We start from the raw sequence: 23,559 nt of genomic DNA, 5'->3' as shown, positions 1-23,559 counted from the left end.
CAAAACCTGTTGGCCAAGTGCTGCGCAACAGCCTATATCGCAGCCTATGAAACTCAGTGATTTTGACTTCGATCTTCCCGATGACCGCATTGCCACCCGTCCGGCAGTACCGCGCAGTTCCGCGCGGCTGCTGGTGGCGGAGGGCGACCATATCAGCGATGCGCGTGTTGCCAATCTGGGCCAGTGGCTGCGGCCCGGCGACCGGCTGGTGCTGAATGACACCAAGGTGATCCCCGCGCGTCTCAGCGGGTTGCGTCACCGTGATACCGTGCAGGGGCCGATGGCCGCCAAGGTGGAGGTGACGCTGCTGGATCCGGGTGCCGATGGCAGCTGGGCGGCGCTCTTGAAACCGCTGAAGAAGGTCAAGCTGGGCGAAGAGATCATTTTCTCTGATGCGCTCAGCGCGACACTGGAGCGGATTGAAGACGGGCAGGGCCATCTGAAATTCAATCTGAGTGGTACCGATTTTGATGCCGCTTTGGCGGAGGCCGGCGCGATGCCGCTGCCGCCCTATATTGCGGCCAAACGACCTGCGGATGAGCAGGACAAAACCGATTATCAGACCGTCTGGGCGCGCAATTCCGGCGCGGTGGCGGCCCCCACGGCGTCCTTGCATTTTGACGATGCACTGTTGGCGGAGTTGCAGGCCAAGGGTGTCGAGATCAGCTACGTCACCCTGCATGTGGGCGCAGGCACCTTCCTGCCGGTAAAGGTTGAGGATGTGACCACCCACCGGATGCATGCCGAATGGGGCCGCGTCAGCACTGAGACGGCAGCGGAGATTGCCGCGACCAAGGCGGCAGGCTGGCGGGTGATCCCGGTTGGCACCACGGCATTGCGTCTGATCGAAAGTGCGGCACAATCAGGTGCGATCCAGCCCTGGGAGGGGGATACGGATATTTTTATCTATCCCGGTTTCACCTTCCATGTGGCGGATGCGCTGATGACCAATTTCCACCTGCCGAAATCGACGCTGCTGATGCTGGTCTCGGCGCTGATGGGTCAGGACCGGATTCGGGCGATCTATGATCATGCGCTGGCCGAGGAATACCGGTTCTTTTCCTACGGCGATGCGTCGCTTTTGATCCCGCCTACGGCGGAGATGTCGCAGACCTGAGGCGCAATTTCAGCGAAAAGCAGATTTAACCGGTTGGTCCTATGGTCTTGCCGGATTCTGTCGTCACCGGGTCTGCCATGGGCACACCCGGTTTTTTGGCTCTCTTGGTCATGAAAACGCCATGGGATTTCGTTCATAACGGCGCGCGGTGATGGCGATGTCCGTGACCAATTCAACACCCCCAGCGAGGGGCCAGAGCCTGTTAGGCGTGCTCTGGCACAGATAAGCGAAGTAGGAGATACGGGCGATGTGGCAGGTGCTGTCGAGCGCATGGGCGCTGCTGTTGGGCATGGGAATGCTGATGATCGGCAACGGTCTGCAGGGCACTCTCTTGGGTGTGCGAGGGGATATCGAAGGGTTCTCTACGTTACAGATGTCCTTTGTTATGTCGGCCTATTTCGTGGGCTTTTTGGGCGGGTCCCGACTGGCGCCGGAGATGATCCGACGGGTCGGTCATGTGCGGGTCTTTGCGGCGCTGGCGTCGTTTATCTCGGCGGTGATGATCCTGTACCCGGCGGTCACCAACCCACTGGCCTGGATGCTTCTGCGTGTGCTGATCGGTTTCTGTTTCTCCGGCGTGTATGTCACAGCTGAAAGCTGGCTCAACAATGCCTCTGACAATGCCAACCGGGGCAAGGCGCTGTCGCTGTATATGATTGTGCAGATGATCGGTATCGTCAGCGCCCAGGCATTGCTGCTGGTGGGGGATCCGTCAGGCTATGAGACCTTCGTGATTGCTTCAGTTGTGGTCTCGGTGTCCTTCGCGCCCATTTTGCTGTCGATTTCACCGACGCCCGCCTTTGACCGGACCAAACCGATGTCACTGCGCCAGCTGATGGATGCCTCGCCCTTGGGCTGTGTCGGTATGTTTCTGCTGGGCGGAGTGTTCTCGGCCCAATTCGGGATGAGTGCGGTTTACGCGGCTTCGGCGGGTCTCAGCCTGACGCAGATCTCGATCTTTGTCGCGACGTTCTACGTGGGGGCCGTAGTGATGCAATATCCGCTGGGCTGGATGTCGGACCGGATGGACCGCCGGATCCTGATCCTGTTTGGTGCGGCTGTGGCTGGCGCGGCGGCAATTGGCGCGATGATCCTGGGGACGGATTTCAACTTTCTTCTGATCGCCGCCTTCCTGATTGGAGGCATGACGAACCCGCTTTATTCGCTGTTGATCGCACATACCAATGACTACCTCGACTATGACGACATGCCGGCGGCCTCGGGTGGGTTGGTGTTCATCAATGGTCTGGGCGCAGTGGCAGGCCCGCTGATCACCGGTTGGCTGATGGGCGACAGTGTCTTTGGCGCGCCGGGCTTCTTTCTGTTTATGGCGGTGCTGTTGTTGATGCTGGCGGTCTATGCCGGTTACCGGACGACTCAGCGTCCAGCTATTCCCAATGATGAAACCGGGATCATGTCACCAATGGCCCCAACCGGGTCACCTGTCGTGGTTGAATTTGCGCAGGAGTATGCAATCGAAACGGACATTGAGGAGCAGGAAGCCGCCGCCGAAGCGAGTTGATTGCGCTAACTGTAAGAAACTGTGTCAGAATTTTCACGAAACTGTCGTGTATGACGCAAAACGTGACGGGCTTCCCCTTGTAAAACTTCTGCAAAAGCGTCTGAATTTCAGAACGGTATCTATGTGGAGGCAGACCTATGACAGGTCCTGAGGAGATCCTAGACTTTTGGCTCGAGAGCACGGGTGAAAAGGGGTGGTATATGCAGGACGAGGCGCTGGATGAGGACATCCGGCGCCGGTTCGAAGCGACGTGGGAGGCGGCTTGCGAAGGCAAATGTGATCACTGGCGCAGCGGGCCGCGGGGGGTTCTGGCCTTTATCATTCTGACAGACCAGTTTCCGCGCAATATGTATCGCGGACAGGCGCAGGCCTTTTCGTCGGATACATTGGCACTGGCGGCGGCAAAATGTGCGATCAGCAAGTCTTGGGACATGAAAATTGATGAGCCGCAACGGCAGTTTTTCTATCTGCCGCTGATGCATTCAGAAAACCTCTGTGATCAGGAACGCTGTGTGCGGCTGATGCTAGAGCGGATGCCCAAGAACGGCGCCTCCAACCTGTTGCACGCGCGGGCCCACCGCGAGGTGATCCGCCAGTTTGGTCGTTTCCCCTATCGCAATGAGGCGCTGTCGCGCAGCAGTACGGCGCCGGAAATGGATTACGTCATGGCAGGCGGCTATGGCAGCACCATGCGCAGTTTGCAGGCCGCAGGCTGAGGCAGTTACCTTTCGGGCTTGCCTGAAACGCATCCTGCCCTGACACTGGTTTTGCGCCGTGCTCCAAGGATCGGGGCGCGGCGCTGCCGTTTCTTGCATGGCTGCTATGAGCCCACACTGGATGATTGCAGTGCAGCGATAAATAGTTTAACGGTGAACTAGTTTTGATCCAGCTTGGCGAGGAACCACCATGGCCGCAGAAACCTATGACGTGATCGTAATCGGCGCAGGGCCGGGGGGCTATGTGGCCGCCATTCGTGCTGCTCAGCTTGGGCTGAAGACCTGCATTGTCGAGCGCGAGCATATGGGTGGCATCTGTCTGAACTGGGGCTGCATCCCAACCAAGGCGCTGCTGCGGTCGTCGGAAGTGTTTCACCTGATGGAGCGGGCGAAGGATTTCGGGCTGAAAGCCGACAACATCGGCTATGATCTGGACGCGGTGGTCAAACGCTCACGCGGGGTCGCCAAACAGCTCAGCTCCGGCATCGGCCATCTGATGAAGAAGAACAAGATTGCCGTGGTCATGGGCGAGGCGACGCTCCCGACCAAGGGCAAGGTGTCTGTGAAAACTGAAAAGGGCACGCAGGAGCTGGCGGCGAAGAACATCGTGCTGGCCACCGGCGCACGGGCGCGGGAACTGCCCGGACTTGAGGCGGACGGTGATCTGGTCTGGACCTACAAACACGCGCTGGATCCGGTACGGATGCCGAAAAAGCTGCTGGTCATCGGGTCCGGCGCCATCGGCATCGAATTTGCCAGCTTCTACAACACGTTGGGCGCCGATACGACTGTTGTCGAAGTGATGGACCGGGTGCTGCCGGTGGAAGACGCTGAGATTTCGGCCTTTGCCAAGAAGGCCTTTGTCAAACAGGGCATGAAGATCATGGAGAAAGCCATGGTCAAGCAGCTGGATCGTGGCAAGGGCAAGGTCACCGCCCATATTGAGGTCGGCGGCAAGGTCGAGAAACAGGAATTCGACACCGTGATTTCTGCTGTCGGCATCGTCGGCAATGTCGAAGGCTTGGGCCTGGACGGTCTGGGCGTCAAGGTCGACCGCACTCATGTTGTGACGGATGAATATTGCCGTACCGGCGTCGATGGGCTTTATGCGATTGGCGATATCGCTGGTGCGCCCTGGCTGGCGCATAAGGCGTCGCACGAGGGCGTCATGGTGGCAGAGCTGATTGCAGGCAAACACGCGCATGCCGTAAAGCCCGAGAGCATTGCGGGCTGCACCTATTGCCAGCCGCAGGTCGCCTCCGTCGGCTACACCGAGGCGAAGGCCAAGGAACTGGGCTATGACATCAAGGTCGGCCGCTTCCCCTTCATCGGCAACGGCAAGGCGATTGCGCTGGGAGAGGCCGAGGGCATGGTGAAGACCATCTTTGACGCCAAGACCGGCGAATTGCTGGGTGCGCATATGGTGGGTGCGGAAGTGACCGAGATGATTCAGGGCTATGTGGTGGGTCGCCAGCTGGAGACCACCGAGGAGGATCTGATGAATACGGTTTTCCCGCATCCGACGCTCAGCGAGATGATGCATGAGAGCGTACTGGATGCCTTTGACCGGGTGATCCATATGTAAGCTGGTCTTTGGGCCTGCTTAACTGAGATGGCAGAGACGCCCGAGGCCATGCTTCGGGCGTTTTTGCATGTGGCTTTTCGCATATGGTTTTTGCTTGGGGCACTCGGTTCGTCTGGTGCTTCATGATGGGGCGAGGTATGCCATGCGCTTCGGCCGGTCCTGGCGGATTCCATGCGCAACGCGCGATTGCAATGAGGGCAGCCCCATGAACACATCCGATATCAGCCAGCCGCAGACCCGTTGGGGTGTGGTGATGATCATCTGGGCCGCCGGTCTGGGGGCCGCGGCCCAATATGGCAAGATCAGCGTTATCTTCGACCAGCTGGAGGCATTGTACCCCGGTGCCGGATCGACGCTCAGCCTGACGGTGACCATGGTCGGGGTGCTGGGCATTCTGTTGGGCGTGGTTGCGGGCGGGTTTGTCGCCTCGTTCGGCTATCGTCGCAGCCTTGTGTGGGCGCTGTGGATCGGGGCGGCGATGTCGGCGCTTCAGGCGCTGCATCTGCCCTATGGTCTGTTTCTGGCAACACGGCTGATCGAAGGCCTGTCGCATTTGGGGATCGTTGTGGCGGCGCCGACCCTGATCCCGCAGATCTGTAGCCCGCGCCACCGTGGCACGGCGCTGTCGATCTGGAGCACGTTCTTTGGTGTCTCCTTTGCGCTGCTGGTGTGGTTTGGCCTGCCGCTGGTCGCGGGGTTTGGCCTGTTGTCGCTGTTTGGCGCCCATGCGCTGGTGATGGCAGTGTTGGCATTGGTGCTGGGGTGGGTGTTGAAAACCGTGCAGGTGCCGCCTCGTTTGCCGCTGGCCAAGATGGCGGATCTGCCGGGCCTGCATCTGGAGATCTACCGCTCTGCGGCGAAAGTGGCCCCGGCAGCGGGCTGGCTGTTCTATACCACCTGTTTTGTCGCCTTGCTGACGGTGCTGCCGCCGCATCTGGACCGAGCGGTGCGGGTGGGCGTGATCAGTGCCATGCCACTGGTCAGCATTGCCACCTCGATGACGCTGGGCGTCTGGCTGCTGCGCCGGATGGCGGCGGTGCGTGTGGTACAGGCAGGGTTTCTGCTGGCTGCTGGTGGCGCGCTCTGGCTGTTGCTGATGCCCGGTCTGCCGCTGGCCTGCATGGCGCTGGCGGTGGCCTTTGGTCTGGTGCAGGGGGCCAGCTTTGCCTCGGTGCCGCAGCTGAACGCCGAGGCGGCAGAACAGGCGCAATCCAATGGCGCTATGAGCCAGGCCGGTAATATGGGCAATGCCATCGGCACGCCGTTGATGGTGGCCGCCGTTGCTGTTGGCGGATACCATGGAATGATGATGTTGGCGCTGGTGTTGTTCCTCGGCGGCTTTGCCGTGCATGCGATGCTGGCACGGCGGCGCGGGCAAACCGCAGCAATCTGAGCGTGTTCGCGCTCCGTTCTCATTTTTCTATTGGAGACTCGGCGCGCAGTCCCTATCTGTAGGGTCGGACACCGGCTGCAAGGGCGGCTGGTGTTGAATCTGGGGGCAGTATGGCTGAGTTGAAATCAATCGAAGTGCGCGGTGCGCGCGAGCACAACCTGAAAAACATCGACGTGGATATCCCGCGCGATCAGCTGGTGGTGATCACCGGATTGTCCGGCTCTGGCAAGTCCAGCCTCGCGTTTGATACCATCTATGCCGAGGGTCAGCGCCGCTATGTCGAGAGCCTGTCGGCCTATGCGCGCCAGTTTCTCGATATGATGGAAAAGCCGGATGTGGATCATATCAGCGGCCTCTCGCCTGCGATCTCCATCGAGCAAAAGACGACATCGAAGAACCCGCGCTCGACCGTCGGCACGGTGACCGAGATCTACGACTACCTGCGTCTGTTGTTTGCCCGTGCGGGCACGCCCTATTCGCCTGCCACCGGAATGCCAATTGAGGCGCAGCAGGTGCAGGATATGGTCGACCGCATCATGACGCTGGAGGAGGGGACCCGTGGCTTTCTGCTGGCCCCCATCGTGCGGGACCGCAAGGGCGAGTACCGCAAGGAATTCCTGGAGCTGCGCAAGCAGGGGTTCCAGCGTGTGAAGGTCGATGGCGAGTTCTACGAGCTGGATGAGCCACCAATATTGGACAAGAAGTTCCGCCATGACATCGACGTCGTTGTTGACCGTCTGGTGGTGCGCGAGGGGGTAGAGACCCGGCTGGCCGACAGCCTGCGGACCGCGCTGGATCTGGCCGATGGGATTGCCATTTTGGAAACCGCCCCGCGTGCTGCCGAGGGTGAAGAGGCGCCTGAGCCGGAGCGGATCACCTTTTCCGAGAATTTTGCCTGCCCGGTCAGCGGTTTCACCATTCCCGAGATCGAACCGAGACTGTTTTCCTTTAACGCGCCGTTTGGGGCCTGCCCGGAATGTGACGGTCTGGGGGTTGAGCTGTTCTTTGACGAGCGTCTGGTGGTGCCCGACCAGAACCTGAAGATTTATGACGGGGCGCTGGCCCCCTGGCGCAAGGGCAAATCGCCCTATTTCCTGCAGACCATCGAAGCGATTGCGAAACATTATCAGTTCGACAAGAACACCAAATGGAAAGACTTGCCGAACAAGGTGCAGCAGGTGTTCCTGCGCGGGTCTGGCGACGAGGAAATCAAATTCCGCTATGATGAGGGTGGCCGCGTCTATGAAGTTGAGCGCGTGTTCGAAGGGGTGATCCCCAATATGGAACGGCGCTACCGGGAGACGGATTCCAACTGGATCCGCGAAGAATTCGAACGGTATCAGAACAACCGGTCCTGTGGCGTCTGCGAAGGCTATCGTCTGCGCGAAGAGGCGCTGGCGGTCAAAATCGGTCCTACTGGCGGCCGCCCGGATCAACTGCTGCATGTGGGGCAGGTGGTGCAGATGTCGATCCGCGAGGCGCTGGCCTGGATTGAGGATGTGCCCAATCAGCTGTCGCCGCAGAAGCAGGAAATCGCCCGCGCCATCGTGAAGGAAATTCGCGAACGGCTTGGGTTTCTGAACAATGTCGGTCTGGAATACCTGACCCTCAGCCGCAATGCCGGCACTCTGTCCGGTGGGGAGAGCCAGCGGATCCGTCTGGCATCGCAGATCGGCTCTGGCCTGACCGGCGTTCTTTATGTGTTGGACGAACCGTCCATCGGTCTGCACCAACGCGACAATGATCGCTTGCTGGAGACGCTGAAAAACCTGCGGGATCAGGGCAATACGGTGATCGTGGTCGAACATGACGAGGACGCGATCCGCGAGGCGGATTATGTCTTTGACATCGGGCCGGGTGCAGGTGTGCATGGCGGGCAGGTGGTTAGCCACGGCACGCCAGAGATGGTGGCCGCTGATGAAGGCTCAATCACCGGGCAGTATCTGTCCGGCACACGCGAGATTGCGGTCCCATCTGTGCGCCGCAAAGGCAATGGGAAATCGGTGAAGGTGGTCAAGGCCACTGGCAACAACCTCAAGAACGTCACGGCGGAGTTCCCGCTGGGCAAGTTTCTGTGTGTGTCAGGCGTGTCGGGCGGCGGCAAGTCCACGTTGACCATTGAAACCCTGTTCAAAACCGCGTCCATGCGCCTCAACGGTGCGCGCCAGACGCCGGCCCCCTGTGAAACCATCAAGGGGTTGGAGCATCTGGATAAGGTGATCGACATTGACCAGCGGCCCATTGGCCGGACACCGCGGTCAAATCCGGCGACCTATACCGGGGCCTTTACCCCGATCCGCGAGTGGTTTGCCGGGCTGCCGGAATCCAAAACCCGTGGTTACAAACCGGGGCGGTTTTCCTTCAACGTGAAAGGCGGGCGCTGCGAGGCCTGTCAGGGCGACGGTGTTATCAAAATCGAGATGCATTTCCTGCCGGATGTCTATGTGGAATGTGAGACATGTAAGGGCGCACGTTACAACCGCGAGACGCTGGAAATCCAGTTCAAGGGCAAGTCGATTGCTGATGTGCTGGATATGACGGTTGAAGACGCGCAGCAGTTTTTCCAGGCGGTGCCAACAATCCGCGACAAGATGGATGCGTTGATGCGGGTGGGGCTTGGCTATATCAAGGTCGGCCAGCAGGCGACCACCCTGTCGGGGGGCGAGGCGCAGCGGGTCAAGCTGTCCAAAGAGCTTGCGAAACGCTCCACCGGGCGGACGCTCTATATTCTGGATGAACCGACGACCGGTCTGCATTTCGAGGACGTGCGTAAGCTTTTGGAAGTGCTGCATGAATTGGTCGAGCAGGGCAACTCTGTTGTGGTGATCGAGCATAATCTGGATGTAATTAAAACTGCCGACTGGATTATTGATATTGGCCCGGAAGGTGGTGACGGCGGCGGTGAGATCGTGGCCGCAGGCACGCCAGAGGATGTGGCAGCAGCAAAGGGCAGCCATACCGGTCATTATCTTAAGGAAATTCTGGAAGCGCGATCCCTGGCTGCGGAATAATTTGTCAGGGCCTTGCGCCCGCGTCACCCAATATATTCATATCAAAAACGAAGCGCCGCCGACATTCTGTCAGCGGCGCTTTCCACAGAGCTGGATCAGGACGGTGCGACACCCGATAGGGGCGGGGGACAGCCTGCAGACCGAGGATACGCAGGCAGCGGATGCCGCACACCGATAGTTTTTAATCCATTTGGCGTGGAAGTCTTCTTTTCAGAAAACAAACGAACCTGTGTAAATGCGACGAAATAGACGATACCGGTGGGGGTTCAGTGTCGTTTCTTACGTATTCGCAAAGGATCGCTTTGTCTTTGGGTGTCCTTTCGTAATTAAGTAAATGTTCGTCGCCGCATTATTCTTTTGCCTACTGGCAAGCAAAAAGATGCTGCAGTCCGGAGTGCTTCCGGGAGGGCCGTTTCTAGCCACAAGATCGGGGGTAATCTGGTATTTCGTTGATCTATTGGTAGGTTGGCATATGGTTTTTTATCCGTCTAGGAAAAAGTTAATGCGCGGCTTGGTGTTAAAATGAGAATTTTACACTTCTTAACGCTACCTGGGTCGAATTATCTTTCCATTAATCGCCATTTGTAAGTGAGGTATCTGAATACTTCACCGGTATATCGAAATTGTACGAGTTAAATTATATTTTAGACATTACACCATTCAAAGCGCCGCTGCCGAAACCGGAAGCGGCGCTTGGTGTTATATAGGGTTCTGTAAAATGGCGTCCGTCGGCATGATCCGAAATTGGATCAATCGTGACGGCTGCGGGCCTCAAACCGGGGCAGCATGGCGCTGAAATCCTTGCCTGCGCCGCCTTCTTCCTCAACGAACATGGAATAGAGCGCCTGTGCCAATGCCCCCATCGGGGTGTCCGCATCCGCACTATGGGCGGCTTGTTGCGCCAGACGCAGATCCTTCAGCATCAGCTCGGCGGCAAAACCGGGTTGGTAGTCATTGTCGGCAGGCGATTGCGGCCCGACGCCGGGGGCGGGGCAATAGGCGTTCATCGACCAGCTGTAGCCGGAGGAGGTGGAGACCACATCGAACATCTTCTGCCGGTCGAGGCCCAGTTTGTCGGCCAGAGCAAAGGCCTCGCAGGTGCCGATCATGGTGATGCCGAGGATCATATTGTTGCAGATTTTCGCCGCCTGACCGGCGCCGGCCTCGCCACAATGGACGGCCTTCTGCCCCATGATGTCAAACAGCGGTTCCGCCGCTGCAAAGGCCGCAGAGGAACCGCCGGCCATAAAGGTGAGCGTGCCACCTGAGGCACCACCAATACCGCCGGAGACCGGGGCGTCGACAAACATCAGATTGGCGGACCCTGCCTGATCGGCCACGGCACGGGCGCTGTCGACATCGACGGTGGAGCAATCCACCAGCGTGGCGCCCGCACTCATGGCGGGGATGACGTCATCTGCCACCGCGCGCAGGATCTGACCATTGGGCAGCATGGTGATCACCACCTCGGCGTCGGTCGCGGCCTCCGCGGCGGAGGCGGCCATGGTCACCCCCTCGATGGAGACATCAGCCATGTCAAAGCCGGTGACGTCATGGCCTGCCTTGGCGAGATTGGCCGCCATCGGGCCGCCCATATTGCCGAGACCGATAAATCCGATGTTCATGTGTTCTCCTCCTCAAACTGCAGCGTCTGCGTCGCCAGCGGCATCAGCATCTGGCTGACCGCCGTGGCAGGCACCGCGCCGTCGGTATATTGCCATTTGGGCTGGCGATCCTTGTCGATGATCTGGGCGCGGATGCCTTCCAAAAAGTCGCCCTTCTCCATCGCACGATGGGTGAAGCGGTATTCCAGTTCAAGCGCCTTGCGAATGCCCATGTTGCCGAGGCGCAACCGGTGCAGCAGTTCAACAGTGGCGGCCATCGACAGCGGGGCGTTGCGCCGCAGGGTCTTGAGTGTGGCATCGGCAAAACTGCTGTCGTCATGATCAAGCGCGGTCAGGATATCTGTCAATGTTTCGCCGCCAAAATTACGGCCGATGTCATCATACATCGGGGCTAACGTGCCCGCTGGTGCTGTCTCAGCCGCTTCTGCCAGCAGATCGGCACGACCTGTCTGTTCCAGTTCGGAGATGAGATCGGGCCAGCGGGTTTCGGGGATGTAGTGGTCTGCGAAGCCTGCGTAAATCGCGTCCGCCGCAGTCATCCGCGCCCCGGTGAGGCCGAGGTATTCCCCCAGCCGCCCCGGCGCCAGGGCCAGCATCAAGGTGCCGCCAACATCGGGGATAAGGCCAATGCCAACCTCGGGCATGGCGATCTTCGTGCTGTCACCGACAATGCGATGGGTGCCGTGGCAGCCAAGACCAACACCGCCGCCCATGACAAACCCCTGCAGGAAGCTCACCACCGGTTTGGGGTATTCGAAGATGCGCGCATTCATCCGGTATTCATCGCGCCAGAACCGGCGACCATAGTCATAATCGCCCGACATGCCCGTCTGGTACAGCTCGGCAATGTCACCGCCCGCACAAAAGGCTTTCTCGCCCTCGGCGTCCATCACCACCAGATCAATGGCGTCGTCCTTGGCCCAGGCCTTCAGCGCGGCATCGACGGCCATGCACATGTCATAGCTCAGCGCATTCAGCGCCTTGCTGCGGGTGAGGGTGATCCGCCCGGCGCGGCCGGTGACGCGGATATCAATATCGCTCATGGCTGCCTCAGTGGTTTTCGGCCAGAAGATGGCGCGCGGTGATCACACGCATGATCTCATTGGTGCCTTCAAGGATCTGATGAACACGCAGATCACGCACCAGTTTTTCGATCCCGTAGTCCGCCAGATAGCCATAGCCGCCATGCAGTTGCAGACATTGATCGACCACTTTGGAGCCAGCTTCGGTGACGAATTTCTTGGCCATAGCGCAGTGTTTGGACGCATCCGGCGCGCCCTGATCCAGTTTCCACGCGGCCTGACGTAGGAACACACGAGCCGCCTGAAGTTCGATTTCCATATCCGCAAGGCGGAATTGCAGGCCTTGGAACTGATCGATGGATTTGCCAAAGGCCTTGCGCTCGGACATATATTGCAGGGTCATTGTCAGCGCCTGCTGTGCTGCGCCGAGCGAGCAGGAGGCGATATTCAGACGCCCGCCATCCAGACCTTTCATCGCATAGGTGAAGCCTTTGCCCTCTTCTCCGACCAGATTGGCGGCGGGGATTTTGCAGTCGTCGAACTGAACCTGGGCTGTGGGCTGGCTCTTCCAGCCCATTTTCTCCTCAAGCCCGCCAAAGCTGAGCCCAGCTGTGCCATCCTCGACATAGACGGTAGAGACACCTTTGGGGCCGTCCTCACCGCTGCGGACCATGCAGACATAGGCGTCGGAATACCCACCACCTGAAATGAACGCCTTGGTCCCGTTGAGGGTATAGCCCTCGTTGGTTTTGGTAGCACGGGTTTTCAGCGCGGCAGCATCTGAACCGGAACCGGGTTCCGTGAGACAGTAGCTGAGCACGGTCTTCATCGACAGGATGTCCGGCATGATCCGCGCCTTCATCTCATCACTGGCAAAGCTGTCGAGCATCTTGGCGCACATGTTGTGGATCGACAGGAACGCCGCAACAGACGGGCAGGCCATCGACAACGCTTCAAACACCAAGGTGGCATCAAGACGGGACAGGCCCGAGCCGCCGGTTTCCTCAGAGACATAAAGCGCGCCAAAGCCCAGCTCACCGATCTGTGGCCAGAGCGATTTCGGAATGGTGCCCTCCGCCTCCCACTGGCGGGCGAAGGGGGCGATATGCTCCTGTCCAAAGGCGAAAGCCATATCGAAAATGGCGGTCTGTTCCTCGGTCAATGCGAAATCCACAGCGTGTCCTCCCTCGTGTGAACGCAGCCCGGCCCGGATATGACCCGCCGGAGTCGTCATGAATTGAACGGTTGTTTATTTTTCTAGCGACCCAAGCGCTACAGGGCAAGCGGCAGCGGTGCAAAGCTGCTGTGCAGAAATGTCTGTGTAGCGGGACACTTCGTTTTGCAGTGCGGGACACTTCCCATTGCAGCAAAATTTTATTGACGAGCGCCCTGCTACATATTCCAGAACTGGACCCGAGGCCACCCACCTTTGTTGCCAATTTCGGAGTGAGTTAGGGACACTTCGCATTGCAGTAAGGGACACTTCCCATTTCAAAATAGGTTATAGCGCATCCCGAACCGTTTAAAATGTCCGGCTGCGGCTATCTTTAAAGGTCTTTTGAAGAAGCTTTAAACTGCTCAGAGTCGAGCTCTTGGGGCACGACTTTCAATTCTTCCCAACTTTAGGGACGTAGCATTACCCTCAGAGCTGCGTCGACCTCCGGGAGGAAAGAGCGCCACATGGGCGCCCCCTCCATTGTGTTTTGGTTCAAGGACTTCCAACTTACACAGAACGGGGGCGGCGCGCTCCCGGACGGGTTTCAAAATGGGCATCGCTATACTTCTTTGGTCGGGCTCGCGATGAGCGTCGGCAGCTCAGTCCCAAATGGCGCTAGCGGCTGCTGGCAGCCCAATTCGGACATTCGCATGAGGCCTGCGACGCCCTCGCTGCAGACGCGAAGGATCCCGCCAGACTTCCCGAGAGCGGACCTTCAGGCTAGCTCAGCTGGCCAGGTCGATGCTGCACCCCGCTCGAAGGTTAGAGATGCGCAGATAGAGACCTTTGCAAAGTCGTGAAATCTGCCAGCCGGACGGCGGTCCCATGCTGCACGAGCAACGGATGGAGCAGACCTTCGCCGCAAGTGCAGCCACCAACCATCATCGAACGGACGTGATGCGGGACGAAGCTGCCGCTCGTAGAATTTAGGACGCTGAGGACTCTCTGGTTTGCATCGCAAAATCATAGGTGACTGAATTCGCGAGCCACTTCGGTGGCAAGGCATTCATGTTCTGAATACCTCCGATACGCTCCGCCAATCTCCGCGACGGGAGATTATCCTGCACTATGCGGGCGATCATGGCGGACAAACCCAGCCCGTTGCGCGCATGATCCAGATAGGCCCTGCAAGCTTCGGTGGCGTAGCCTTTCCTCTCGTCATCACTTGACCAGATGGTCCAAGTAAACTCGGGAACTTCGCCTTCGTTGAGGTGCAAAGCACCAACATGCCCCAACGCTCGACCGGTGCTACGATCAGTGAATATAAGTCGGCCAAAGCCTCGAAGCTCCCAGTGCCCGACCATGGCCGCCAGCTTCTCAAAAGCCTGAACGCTGTCGAACGGTCCACCAACGAACCCGGACCGATCACTTAGGCAATACGAAGTGTAGGGAATAAGATCCGAAGCATTCGGCATACGAAACGTCAGACGTTCTGTTTGAAGGTGGACTGGTTGCATTTCAGGTCTCAAAGAAAGGGCCGCAACAATCCGTTGCAGGCCGAACAGTTTTCAACCAATGCCACTTAGCGCCACGTCATGACACCCTAATGACGGCTAAGGGCTCATTGCTGCCTTGCGGCGATGCACCAGCAGAGTTGCAGCGTGCGCGCACATGTTCCCGGTCCTCAGAGGACGCCAGCCAGCCCAAAGCAGACAATCATGAAGAGCCACCCTAGCGGACCCGTGTCGTCTCTCCGCCAGACCTCCGATCTTCAAGCGCAACTTTCTTCGAGCCGACTTGCGATGTTGGACATGTTGAAAGGTACACGTTGAACTACTTGCATGTTTTTCAATTTCCGGCTTGCCTGTGAACGAAAGACTAGGAGTGGGAAAATTGGAATTCAAAAGGCCTGAATTGATCCGGGATTGGCCAAAGGCCGCAGGTAGTATTGCCCTGGGCATAGCAAAGGCCAAGTATGGCGATGTTGTAGCTGGCTTAGAGACAATTCCGACCACTGTGAGGCATCTAGGACTTACTCCACAAGATTCTCCAGAGGCAAAAGCCTGGAGGTTTCTTGTAGACTGCATAACCACCGCGGCCCATGAGTTAGTGAGCGATCCAAGAATGAGGAGCGAACTGTCCCAAGAGGAGCATGCCAGCGCACTTCAGCCTTTGCTAGAAGCAATACCGGATAAGGGAGAGTTTAAACCTGTCCATTTGGTCAACCTAAGCCTACTTGATGACTTGCAGGGGTGCTATGAGACTTTGCCCTCGATGCTTGTCCAGCTGGCGCCCGAAACCGGTTACACGCCTGAAGAAGCTCTCGCTCGCTTCAAAGACGCGATCGCTGTTTCGGTTTCTAAAGTGGTAAACCAAAACAGCGAGTGCTACAGTCCATTGGCATCATCTCTTCTTGGTGAAACGGCCGAACCTGTAGTGCGATCTCTTGCTTGGGAACGTCATGCTGCCTGGATACGTAGCCAGTTCCATTCTGAGCCCATTTTTTCACCAGACGAGACGGAAACCACCCCACTCTCGCATGTATATCTCAGGCTTCGAGCACGTCGAAACACCAGGCACAGTATTCTGGATTCAGATGGAAAAGAGCTCGGTTTCTACACAACAGCGGAAATCGGCATGCTGCACGATTTGGCGCAAGAATGGTTGCAACAGAGTACCAATGAAGATCCAATTAGGATCGTCGCCGGTGGACCCGGCTGCGGAAAATCATCCTTTGCACGTGCCTTTGCATCAGAGCAGTTGCAAGATCTGAACTGGCGCGTCTTGTTTGTTCGCCTGCAGCACGTACGTGGAAAGGGTCCACTCCGGGGTCGTATTTCACAGCATCTGAGAAATCGCTATGGTTGGAAGCATCCTACTCTATGCGAGGGGTTCCCGGACAGCCCTTTCGACTGGCATAGCACATCGAGCAAGAATCTTTTGCTAGTTTTTGACGGCCTGGATGAGCTCTCAGCGATAGACGAGGAAGCGACACGTCTCGCCCAGCAATTCGTCAACGACACACGTCACTTGTTGAATGACCTGAATGTCGCGGGGCGAAGTGCTCGTGCCCTTATACTTGGCCGCACAACTGCGGTTGAGCAAATGCGTTCTCACGCAAACCTTCCGATGAGTGCTGTGCTGCACGTTGCTCCTATCCGGCCGCTGACCCACCCGGAAATGGACCTGCAGCAAAAGGGAGCGCTCCCGGAAGGGGTTTCCTCAGATAATCTGCTGAAAGACCCTGACTCCCTTGCTAAGATTGATCAGCGCCCAGTGTATTGGGAGCGCTGGTGCAGAATTAAGGGCATACCAACTTGCGCACCGCCTACCTCCTTGACGGATGCGCGTATGAAAGATCTAAACGCAGAACCCCTTCTGCTTCACCTACTGATCGTATCGGAATTTGCAACCGAGCGATGGGAAGAGGCCGCCGACAACCGAAATGTCGTTTACAAAGATATTTTTGAGAAAATCTTTGCTCGAAACTCGAAGAAGGGACTTGATGCCTATCAAGGGCTTAACCTCGAAGATTTCTTTGACCTCATGGAGTGCTTTGGCCTAGCAGCATTCCGGGGAAATGGACGAACCGGAACCAATGAAGATTTTGCTGGGCTCCGCGAATGGTACGCGCCTGAAAAATTTGAAAAATTCGAAGAGCGCACTGATACTGACTTAAAGTCCGTCGCGCTTTTGACACATACTCAACACGACATTGAAGGGGCTGGGTTTGAATTTGTCCACAAGACTTTCGGTGAATATCTAGCAGCACGCGCGATCCTTGCCACTGCTAGGCGCGCCTCCCAAAGGTTAGCCGCATCACGGGCTCCAACAGAACAGCTGCGGGTTGCTGAAGACTGGGCAAAGCTCTTCGACTTGGCGGAGATGACTGGGCCTGTGATACGTTTTATGAAAGATGAGGCACGACTTTGGCCAGCAGAGCAAGCCTTGAAAGTACGTAGGCAAATGGAACACCTTATGGACTGGACTCTGACGAATGGGATGCCAGTCCATCACTTGAATCAAGGGCAGCTGTTGAATTTCAACTCCTTAGTTGAGCGGCAACGTTGTGCAGAAACGACACTTCTCGGATCGCTCACCTCTTTGGCAATAAGTGAGCCGAAGACTGGAGAAGGCAAACAACACCTAGTCAAACTAGAAGCACTAAAAAAAGACGTAAATGCTGGGGGGCGAATGTTGCATCGAATCACCCTTGATGGTCCGCGCAATCGACTAGCAGGCAGACTTCTTTCTCGGCTACGCCTTGAGAATGTTGACCTCGGGGCGGCAGATCTAGATGGTGCTGACCTGAAAGAGGCCAACTTGAGCGGGGCGGTCCTTGCATGGGCGCGTCTAAGTGCCGCGGATCTGAGGAGAGCGGACCTGAGTTCGGCGGATCTGAGCGAGGCGGGCCTGTCAGCGGCGGACCTCAGAGGCGCGAAACTTAGCGAGACGGAGCTCAGCGGTGCGGACCTCATCGGGGCGGACCTCAGCGGGGCGGACCTCAGCAGGGCGGACCTCATCGGGGCGGACCTCAGCAAGGCGAACCTCAGCAAGGCGAACCTCAGCAAGGCGAACCTCAGCGGGGCGAACCTCAGCAAGGCGAACCTCATCGGGGCGAACCTCAGCGGGGCGGACCTAAGAGGCACGAAACTCAGCGAGACGGAGCTCAGCCGGGCGGATCTCAGCGGGGCGGACCTCAGAAGGGCAGACCTCAGAAGGGCAGACCTCAGCGGGGCGGACCTCAGCGGGGCGGACCTCAGCGAGGTGGACCTCAGCGAGGCGATACTGAAATTCACAGATCTGACGGGCTGCACATTTACAGCGATGCCTGTCAGATCTGTGGATTTCACCTCTTCAACGGGTCTCAATCTGGACGCTGTCCAATCACTGTTTGGCGTCCGATCGGGCGTAGGAAAAACGTATCTGCCTGACAGTATCCCCTACCCGGACGATTGGCATGTTGGCTCAGATGCAACGGAAGATACCGCTGGGTTAGTGAATGAGTTCTATCTAGCGTTTAAGGCATGGCTCAGTCGTGACAGGTGATCGGCGTGCATGAACAATGCTAACCGCCAGTGTTGGGACGAATCCGCCTCATGCCCCGTAGATATCTCCATGACTTTGCAAAGTCAGCTATCTGCGCGTCGTTGACCTTGGTGCGGGCCGCAGCATCACCTGAGACAGCTTAGCCCTGCCGAGAGTCCGCTTTCGGGAAAGTGGCCATGGAATTTTGCACCGGCAGCATCATTGACCCTTGTCGCCATGTCTATGTCCGCTTTGGGCTGGGAGCGGTCATCTATCTGGTTGAGGCGGAAGGTCGCTTTGTCCCGCATCACGTCCGTTCGATGATGGTTGGTGGCTGCACTTGCGGCGAAGGTCTGCTCCATCCGTTGCTCGTGCAGCATGGGACCGCCGTCCGGCTGGCAGATTTCACGACTTTGCAAAGGTCTCTATCTGCGCGTCGCTGACCTTGAAGCAAAGAGCGGCATCCCCAGGTCCTGTGAATCGGCATGCGAAATTGACCCACTTAGGTGGGTTATGAGCGAGTAAAATTGACCCACCTGTTTCGTTAACATCCGCGCTTCAAGTGCGGAGGAAAGAGCAGGTGTTATTGATGGAAAGTGTATCGAAGATCCGTCTGTGGGTGCTGGTTGAAGGGCGCAGTATCCGGTCTGTTGCGCGGGCGACGGGATTATCGCGCAACACGATCAAGAAGTATTTGAAGGATGAGAGCCCGCCGAGCTACCAGCGCCAGGCTCCACCGGTTCGGCACAAACTGTGCAACGGGTTTGATCTCCGGCTTCAGGAACTGTTCGATCAGGACCAGAAGCGACCACGTCGGGAGCGGCGAACGGCCCAGAAGCTTTATGAGCAGCTCGTGGTGGAAGGCTACACCGGGTCCTATTCTCCAGTTCAGCGATTTGTCCGCGATCTGAAGCGGGCTGGCGCCGGTTCTGGCGATGCTTTTATCCCCCTGCATTTTGCTGCTGGTGACGCCCTTCAGTTTGACTGGAGCGAAGAACGGGTTGTCCTGGGCGGCGTTGAACAAAAGATCTAGGTTGCCCATTTCCGCCTGTGCCACAGCCGCAAGCCTTTGGTGATCGCCTATCCCGGCGAAGCCCAGGAGATGGTTCTGGATGCTTTTGTGCAGGCACTGTCTTTCTATGGCGGGGTTCCACGACGGGTGATCATTGATAACCCCAAGACCATGGTGACCTATGTGTCCCGCTCGAAGGACCGGATATTCCATCCCCGGTTCCTGGCTCTGATGAACCACTATGTGATGGAACCTGTTGCCTGCACGCCCGCAGCGGGTTGGGAGAAGGGGCAGGTCGAGAACCAGGTCCAGTTTTTGCGCGGCCGGTTGTTTGTGCCCAAGCCTGCCTTTGAAGATCTTGATGCGCTGAACACCTGGTTGCGCCTGCGCTGTGAAGAACTGGCCAATCGTCCCCATCCCGAACAGCAGGATCGCACGATTGCCGAGGTGTTCGAAGACGAACGCGCCGAGCTGCGCCCCTTGGGTCGGCCTTTTGACGGCTATGTTGAGAAGACGGTTCGTGTCCGATCCACTTGCCTGGTTCAATATGCCAGCAACCGCTACAGCGTCCCGTCCCACTTTGCCGGTCAACATGTGTCGCTGCGCGCTTATGCGGGCCGGATTATGCTGGTGTCGGGCCAGGATATCATCGCCGAGCATAAGCGCCGCTTCACCCGCAACGTCAGCTACTTTGAACCCTGGCACTATGTTCCTCTGCTGGATCGCAAGCCCGGCGCCCTACGCAATGGCGCACCCTTCGTGGACTGGCAACTGCCTGAGGCCATGCACCAGATCAGGGAACATTACATGGCAGACAAGGGCGGGGATCGGGAGTTCGTTGATCTGCTTCTGCTCGTCCAGGATCACGGGATCGAGGTTGTCGAGATGGCTTGTGAACTGGCCGTGGCACAAAACACCCTCCGCCTGCCCGCCATCATCAACCTGATTAACCAGTTGGTGGAGCCGGTCATCACGCCGCTCAGCGAAGCCTATGCCTATCCGCAACTGACCCTGCGACCCGAGGCCGACTGCAAGCGCTATGAGATCCTGTGCTCGACTGAGGAGGTTGCCGCATGAACGCCCTGATCGACCAACTGACCGCCCTGAGGTTGCACGGAATGGCAGCTTGCGCACATGATTTGCTGTCCGCGCGCAAGCCACCAAGTCTGACCACAGCGATAAAGCAACTGATCGACGCGGAGACTGTAGAGCGGCGGGCGCGCTCTATCCAGTATCAAATGAGGATCGCGAAGTTCCCCCATCATAAGGACTTCGCCACCTTCGATTATGGTGCTGCCGCCATCACCCAGACCCAGATCGAACCGTTCTGCACAGGGCAGTTCACCCAAGAGGCGCACAACCTCATCCTGGTGGGCGGAACCGGCACCGGCAAAACCCATATCGCCATCGCTTTGGGCACCACCCTGATCACCAACGGCAAGAAGGCACGCTTCTTCAACGCCGTCGATCTGATCAACGCCCTGATCAAGGAACAGGCCGAGGGCAATGCCGGGAAGATCATCCGGCAACTCTCGGCTCTGGATTGCGTCATCATCGACGAGCTGGGCTACATCCCGTTCCCCAAGTCTGGCGGAGCATTGCTGTTCCATCTGATCAGCAAGCTCTACGAGAAAACCAGCGTCATCATCACCACCAACCTGGAGTTCGGAGAGTGGGTCTCGGTCTTTGGCGATGCCAAGATGACCACCGCGCTGCTGGATCGCGTCACCCACCATTGCGCAATCATCGAAACCGGCAACACGTCCTATCGCTTTGCTCAGAGCAAAAGCCGCAGAGAAAAGTAACCGTCCCGAAAGCAAAGCCCCCAGACGGACTCGCTATATGAGGGCGGCCCGCCTGGGGGCTTTGCGCCACATGGGGTGGGTCAATTTTAAATGCTGAAACCGGGTCAACTTTGAACGCTCATTGACACCCAGGTCCAGCTGAGCAGTCTTAAATGTCCGCTTTCGGGAGACCTTTCGCGCTCGCAGCGGTGGCTGCGCTGCGCCCTACTTGAAGGTCCGCTCGGGGCTGGGGAGCAGTCAACCAGGTGTGCCGATCCGTCCCGCGACAAAGTGTTCAGGGTGAAAACCACACGCCGCATCGCCGCAAGGTGGCTTTGAGCCCAATTTGACCGATGCTGCGCCATCCACGAATGACCGCTTCTTTGCCGAGCGGCCACAAATTCATTGGAACCTCAACTACCGGCCGGAGTGATCCTTTAGGTTGCTGTCCCCGAAAAAACGATGCTGGGCATTGGAATTTGGTACTTACCTTCATTGAAGTATTTTAATGCCAATTCATCAATCTCGGTACGGATCGCAACCTGAACGTCTGCGTCTTGCCTTTGAAGAATAAGCGGCACCCGCACGCCGAATCTCATGAAGAAGTCGAAAAAACTTTGACCTGGTGCATGTAGGATGTTTTCGACTGTTTCGGATCTGACACTTCCCAAGCCCGCACTTTGCATCATTTCCTTGACCTGATCTTTGTCGGACAACACGTAAGCATTTGGTGCGGGGTCCGCCCGCGTCATATCGGCGTGCCGCCCAAGTACTTCGAACAAGAGCTGATAGCATTCCGAAAGATCAGGGCCGAGCCATTGGCTAAAGACGAACCGACCGCCAGGCTTCAAGAGTCGGTGTGCTTCACGTATTGCCCGCGCGGGGTCGGTGACATGGAAAAGAACGATATTGCTCAAAACCATGTCAAAACACTGATCGGGTTCGGGAACCTCCTCCACGTCTGCAAGCGCAAATTCAAGGTGTGGAAACCGCGCTTTCGCTGCGTCGATCATCCCTTGGGAGAAATCTATCCCCTTTACCTCAGCCCCGAGTAGGCTTGCGCAGGCGGCAACGTATCCGGGGCCGCATCCGGCATCCAATACGCGCGCGCCTGGAAACAGTTGCGCATGTGCTAATAGGGTGGGGATTGTCTGCAAGGTCGCCCTTGCCGTGGCGTTTTGATAAATTGACGCTCGTTCACTCCAACCTTCACGCTCACTCTCCCTGAACAACGCATAATCCATCAACCAATCCCTCTAAGGCGCTTCGCGCGCAGCTTTAGCGATCATGCCCATGTGTCGCATGTCTGTGCCACAGCAGCCGCCCAACACTTGAATGTGTGGATACCGACGCCGGATATCGACAAGTTGTTGTGCCAGATCAGTCGGGTTACCATCATCCAATTCTTCGGCTTCATCCAACTCAGCATGACTACAGCGAGACGCGTTCGCGACAATACCCTTGACCCGCTGCATCCACGGCTTTTCTTCAAGAACTGAATTGAAGTGCTCTGGATGCGCACAGTTGATCATGAAGTAGGCGGCATATCCTTCAGTTGCAGCATCAACCTCCACGATTGCCTCTTCCAAAGAAGTGCCCGTCGGAAGTTTCCCATCCGTCTCAACCGTGAAAGAAATCACGACCGGTATGGTGAAGCGCCGGGCCGCCCGGACGATACCAATTGCCTCGGCTGGATAGGCAAGGGTGTATCCGCTCATGACATCGACTTCTGTATCCACAAGTGCGGCAATCTGTTCGGAATGATAACGCTCCGCTTCATCCGCACTCATTTGCGCTTCAGGCGAATAAGCATCGTCGCGCGGTCCAAGGTTTGCGCTGATTACAGTCGGTACGTCTCCGTAGGCTGTGCGCACCTTCACCATCATGGCCACAGCTTGTTGGTTGAGCTGTTTCAACGCGTCGGGTGCATATCCGATAGCAGCGCCTCGGTCCCGGTTCGCCACCCAAGTCGGGCTTTCAAGGATCACACCAGTGCCGGTCTTTTTACCTAATGCGATCAGGTCTGCGAGATACCCTTCGAGAATATCCCGGCCCTTAGCCGTTTCCAAAAGCGGATATGACGCAAAGCCAGGTAGATCGATACCTCGATTGAAAATTAGGTCGGTCTCCATCCCAACATACGCTAAGAGCAAGTCGGCATCTACATACGGGAATTTGCCTCGATGAATGGCCATGGTGCAAAAGGTCCTCAGTTCAGCTGCACAAAGCTATAACATCCTTCGCAATTGCGGTCACTGTCGGTCGCAGGTCGGCCAGAACTTATGCTGTTCTGTCGCACGCAAACACTACCGGTTCTGACCGACACCCAAAGCAGCCATTGGCGCAATCGCTACGAAAGCCCGCTTCGTCCGCAATGTGTGAGTACGCAGGGGCTGTATCTTTGCTGCCGCAGTGAATGGCGGGTTTGGCGTAGTGCACCTCAGTGGCTCTGATCTGATTTCGCCCCAGAACGGGCAGCACCCGTAAATATGCAGAACTACCGTTCCATTTGTTGCCGCTGGGCAGGGGTGAGAGCACCTCGTTCACACCGCAAAATCTGTTCCTAGTTCGTAGAGCGGCTCAGTCTT

General features: G+C 57.5%; 17 protein-coding genes. 11 read left to right on the top strand and 6 right to left on the bottom strand.

Going from position 1 to position 23,559, the window contains the following annotated elements; all coding sequences use genetic code 11:
- Positions 1-46: 46 nt before the first annotated feature.
- The 6 genes from queA (at position 47) to uvrA (ending at position 9,344) form a co-directional block, all read left to right on the top strand.
- Positions 47-1,117 (top strand): tRNA preQ1(34) S-adenosylmethionine ribosyltransferase-isomerase QueA, encoded by a 1,071-nt coding sequence (queA, locus tag PhaeoP97_RS08705; RefSeq protein ID WP_072504745.1) that lies wholly within the window; start codon positions 47-49, stop codon positions 1,115-1,117.
- A gap of 247 nt (positions 1,118-1,364) precedes the next feature.
- The gene (locus tag PhaeoP97_RS08700; RefSeq protein WP_072504744.1) at positions 1,365-2,639 is read left to right on the top strand and encodes an MFS transporter; all 1,275 of its coding nucleotides are present in this window, start codon (positions 1,365-1,367) and stop codon (positions 2,637-2,639) included.
- A gap of 137 nt (positions 2,640-2,776) precedes the next feature.
- The gene (locus PhaeoP97_RS08695; RefSeq protein ID WP_072504743.1) at positions 2,777-3,355 is read left to right on the top strand and encodes a DUF924 family protein; all 579 of its coding nucleotides are present in this window, start codon (positions 2,777-2,779) and stop codon (positions 3,353-3,355) included.
- 190 nt (positions 3,356-3,545) lie between these two features.
- A complete protein-coding gene (gene lpdA, locus PhaeoP97_RS08690) occupies positions 3,546-4,940 on the top strand; it encodes a dihydrolipoyl dehydrogenase (protein ID WP_072504742.1) in 1,395 nt (464 codons plus the stop codon).
- A gap of 142 nt (positions 4,941-5,082) precedes the next feature.
- Positions 5,083-6,333 carry an MFS transporter gene (locus tag PhaeoP97_RS08685; RefSeq protein ID WP_072506377.1) on the top strand — a complete coding sequence of 417 codons (1,251 nt, stop codon included), beginning with the start codon at positions 5,083-5,085 and terminating at the stop codon, positions 6,331-6,333.
- A gap of 110 nt (positions 6,334-6,443) precedes the next feature.
- Positions 6,444-9,344, top strand: a complete 2,901-nt coding sequence (gene uvrA / locus PhaeoP97_RS08680) for an excinuclease ABC subunit UvrA (protein ID WP_072504741.1) — start codon at positions 6,444-6,446, stop codon at positions 9,342-9,344.
- Between the two features lie 749 nt (positions 9,345-10,093).
- Here the strand turns inward: uvrA and mmsB are convergent.
- From mmsB to PhaeoP97_RS08655, 4 genes are all read right to left on the bottom strand, one after another.
- Positions 10,094-10,969 (bottom strand): 3-hydroxyisobutyrate dehydrogenase, encoded by an 876-nt coding sequence (mmsB, locus tag PhaeoP97_RS08675; protein ID WP_072504740.1) that lies wholly within the window; start codon positions 10,967-10,969, stop codon positions 10,094-10,096.
- Positions 10,966-12,012: an enoyl-CoA hydratase/isomerase family protein gene (locus PhaeoP97_RS08670; protein WP_072504739.1), complete on the bottom strand. Its 1,047-nt coding sequence runs from the start codon at positions 12,010-12,012 to the stop codon at positions 10,966-10,968. Before PhaeoP97_RS08670 ends, mmsB begins: the two co-directional genes overlap by 4 nt.
- Before the next feature lie 7 nt (positions 12,013-12,019).
- The gene (locus tag PhaeoP97_RS08665) at positions 12,020-13,165 is read right to left on the bottom strand and encodes an acyl-CoA dehydrogenase family protein (RefSeq protein ID WP_072504738.1); all 1,146 of its coding nucleotides are present in this window, start codon (positions 13,163-13,165) and stop codon (positions 12,020-12,022) included.
- Between the two features lie 968 nt (positions 13,166-14,133).
- Positions 14,134-14,664, bottom strand: coding sequence for a GNAT family N-acetyltransferase (locus PhaeoP97_RS08655; protein ID WP_051338965.1), 531 nt, complete (start codon positions 14,662-14,664; stop codon positions 14,134-14,136).
- Between the two features lie 607 nt (positions 14,665-15,271).
- Here PhaeoP97_RS08655 and PhaeoP97_RS08650 point away from each other — a divergent pair.
- From PhaeoP97_RS08650 to istB, 5 genes are all read left to right on the top strand, one after another.
- On the top strand, positions 15,272-18,196 hold the full coding sequence (locus PhaeoP97_RS08650; protein ID WP_072504736.1) for a pentapeptide repeat-containing protein: 2,925 nt from the start codon (positions 15,272-15,274) through the stop codon (positions 18,194-18,196).
- Positions 18,197-18,372: 176 nt separating this feature from the next.
- A complete protein-coding gene (locus PhaeoP97_RS08645; protein WP_072504735.1) occupies positions 18,373-18,618 on the top strand; it encodes a hypothetical protein in 246 nt (81 codons plus the stop codon).
- A 146-nt stretch (positions 18,619-18,764) separates the two neighbouring features.
- Complete coding sequence (locus PhaeoP97_RS20490) at positions 18,765-19,208, top strand: hypothetical protein (protein ID WP_217525901.1); 444 nt, start codon at positions 18,765-18,767, stop codon at positions 19,206-19,208.
- 39 nt (positions 19,209-19,247) lie between these two features.
- Entirely contained in the window at positions 19,248-20,264 is a 1,017-nt protein-coding gene (locus PhaeoP97_RS08640) for a Mu transposase domain-containing protein (RefSeq protein WP_237029005.1), read from the top strand.
- Entirely contained in the window at positions 20,261-20,992 is a 732-nt protein-coding gene (gene istB, locus PhaeoP97_RS08635) for an IS21-like element helper ATPase IstB (RefSeq protein ID WP_072503358.1), read from the top strand. The genes PhaeoP97_RS08640 and istB overlap by 4 nt, the downstream gene beginning before the upstream one ends.
- Positions 20,993-21,408: 416 nt before the next feature.
- Here istB and PhaeoP97_RS08630 read toward each other — a convergent pair whose 3' ends face one another.
- On the bottom strand, positions 21,409-22,215 hold the full coding sequence (locus tag PhaeoP97_RS08630) for a class I SAM-dependent methyltransferase (RefSeq protein WP_072504734.1): 807 nt from the start codon (positions 22,213-22,215) through the stop codon (positions 21,409-21,411).
- 12 nt (positions 22,216-22,227) lie between these two features.
- The gene (locus tag PhaeoP97_RS08625; RefSeq protein ID WP_072504733.1) at positions 22,228-23,166 is read right to left on the bottom strand and encodes a homocysteine S-methyltransferase family protein; all 939 of its coding nucleotides are present in this window, start codon (positions 23,164-23,166) and stop codon (positions 22,228-22,230) included.
- Positions 23,167-23,559 lie beyond the last annotated feature (393 nt).

Origin of the sequence: Phaeobacter porticola (assembly GCF_001888185.1) — a bacterium.
In the GTDB taxonomy this organism is placed as follows: Bacteria; Pseudomonadota; Alphaproteobacteria; order Rhodobacterales; family Rhodobacteraceae; genus Phaeobacter; species Phaeobacter porticola.
The sequence above is the reverse complement of the archived record's forward strand: the minus strand, read 5'-3'. Positions and strand labels throughout refer to the sequence as shown.

Coding starts and splice junctions, on each gene's coding strand:
- queA (WP_072504745.1), top strand. CDS start 47: ATGAAACTCAGTGATTTTGACTTCGATCTTCCCGATGACCGCATTGCC.
- PhaeoP97_RS08700 (WP_072504744.1), top strand. CDS start 1,365: ATGTGGCAGGTGCTGTCGAGCGCATGGGCGCTGCTGTTGGGCATGGGA.
- PhaeoP97_RS08695 (WP_072504743.1), top strand. CDS start 2,777: ATGACAGGTCCTGAGGAGATCCTAGACTTTTGGCTCGAGAGCACGGGT.
- lpdA (WP_072504742.1), top strand. CDS start 3,546: ATGGCCGCAGAAACCTATGACGTGATCGTAATCGGCGCAGGGCCGGGG.
- PhaeoP97_RS08685 (WP_072506377.1), top strand. CDS start 5,083: ATGCGCTTCGGCCGGTCCTGGCGGATTCCATGCGCAACGCGCGATTGC.
- uvrA (WP_072504741.1), top strand. CDS start 6,444: ATGGCTGAGTTGAAATCAATCGAAGTGCGCGGTGCGCGCGAGCACAAC.
- mmsB (WP_072504740.1), bottom strand. CDS start 10,969: ATGAACATCGGATTTATCGGTCTCGGCAATATGGGCGGCCCGATGGCG.
- PhaeoP97_RS08670 (WP_072504739.1), bottom strand. CDS start 12,012: ATGAGCGATATTGATATCCGCGTCACCGGCCGCGCCGGGCGGATCACC.
- PhaeoP97_RS08655 (WP_051338965.1), bottom strand. CDS start 14,664: ATGCAACCAGTCCACCTTCAAACAGAACGTCTGACGTTTCGTATGCCG.
- PhaeoP97_RS08650 (WP_072504736.1), top strand. CDS start 15,272: ATGAGGAGCGAACTGTCCCAAGAGGAGCATGCCAGCGCACTTCAGCCT.
- PhaeoP97_RS08645 (WP_072504735.1), top strand. CDS start 18,373: ATGGAATTTTGCACCGGCAGCATCATTGACCCTTGTCGCCATGTCTAT.
- PhaeoP97_RS20490 (WP_217525901.1), top strand. CDS start 18,765: ATGGAAAGTGTATCGAAGATCCGTCTGTGGGTGCTGGTTGAAGGGCGC.
- istB (WP_072503358.1), top strand. CDS start 20,261: ATGAACGCCCTGATCGACCAACTGACCGCCCTGAGGTTGCACGGAATG.
- PhaeoP97_RS08630 (WP_072504734.1), bottom strand. CDS start 22,215: ATGGATTATGCGTTGTTCAGGGAGAGTGAGCGTGAAGGTTGGAGTGAA.
- PhaeoP97_RS08625 (WP_072504733.1), bottom strand. CDS start 23,166: ATGGCCATTCATCGAGGCAAATTCCCGTATGTAGATGCCGACTTGCTC.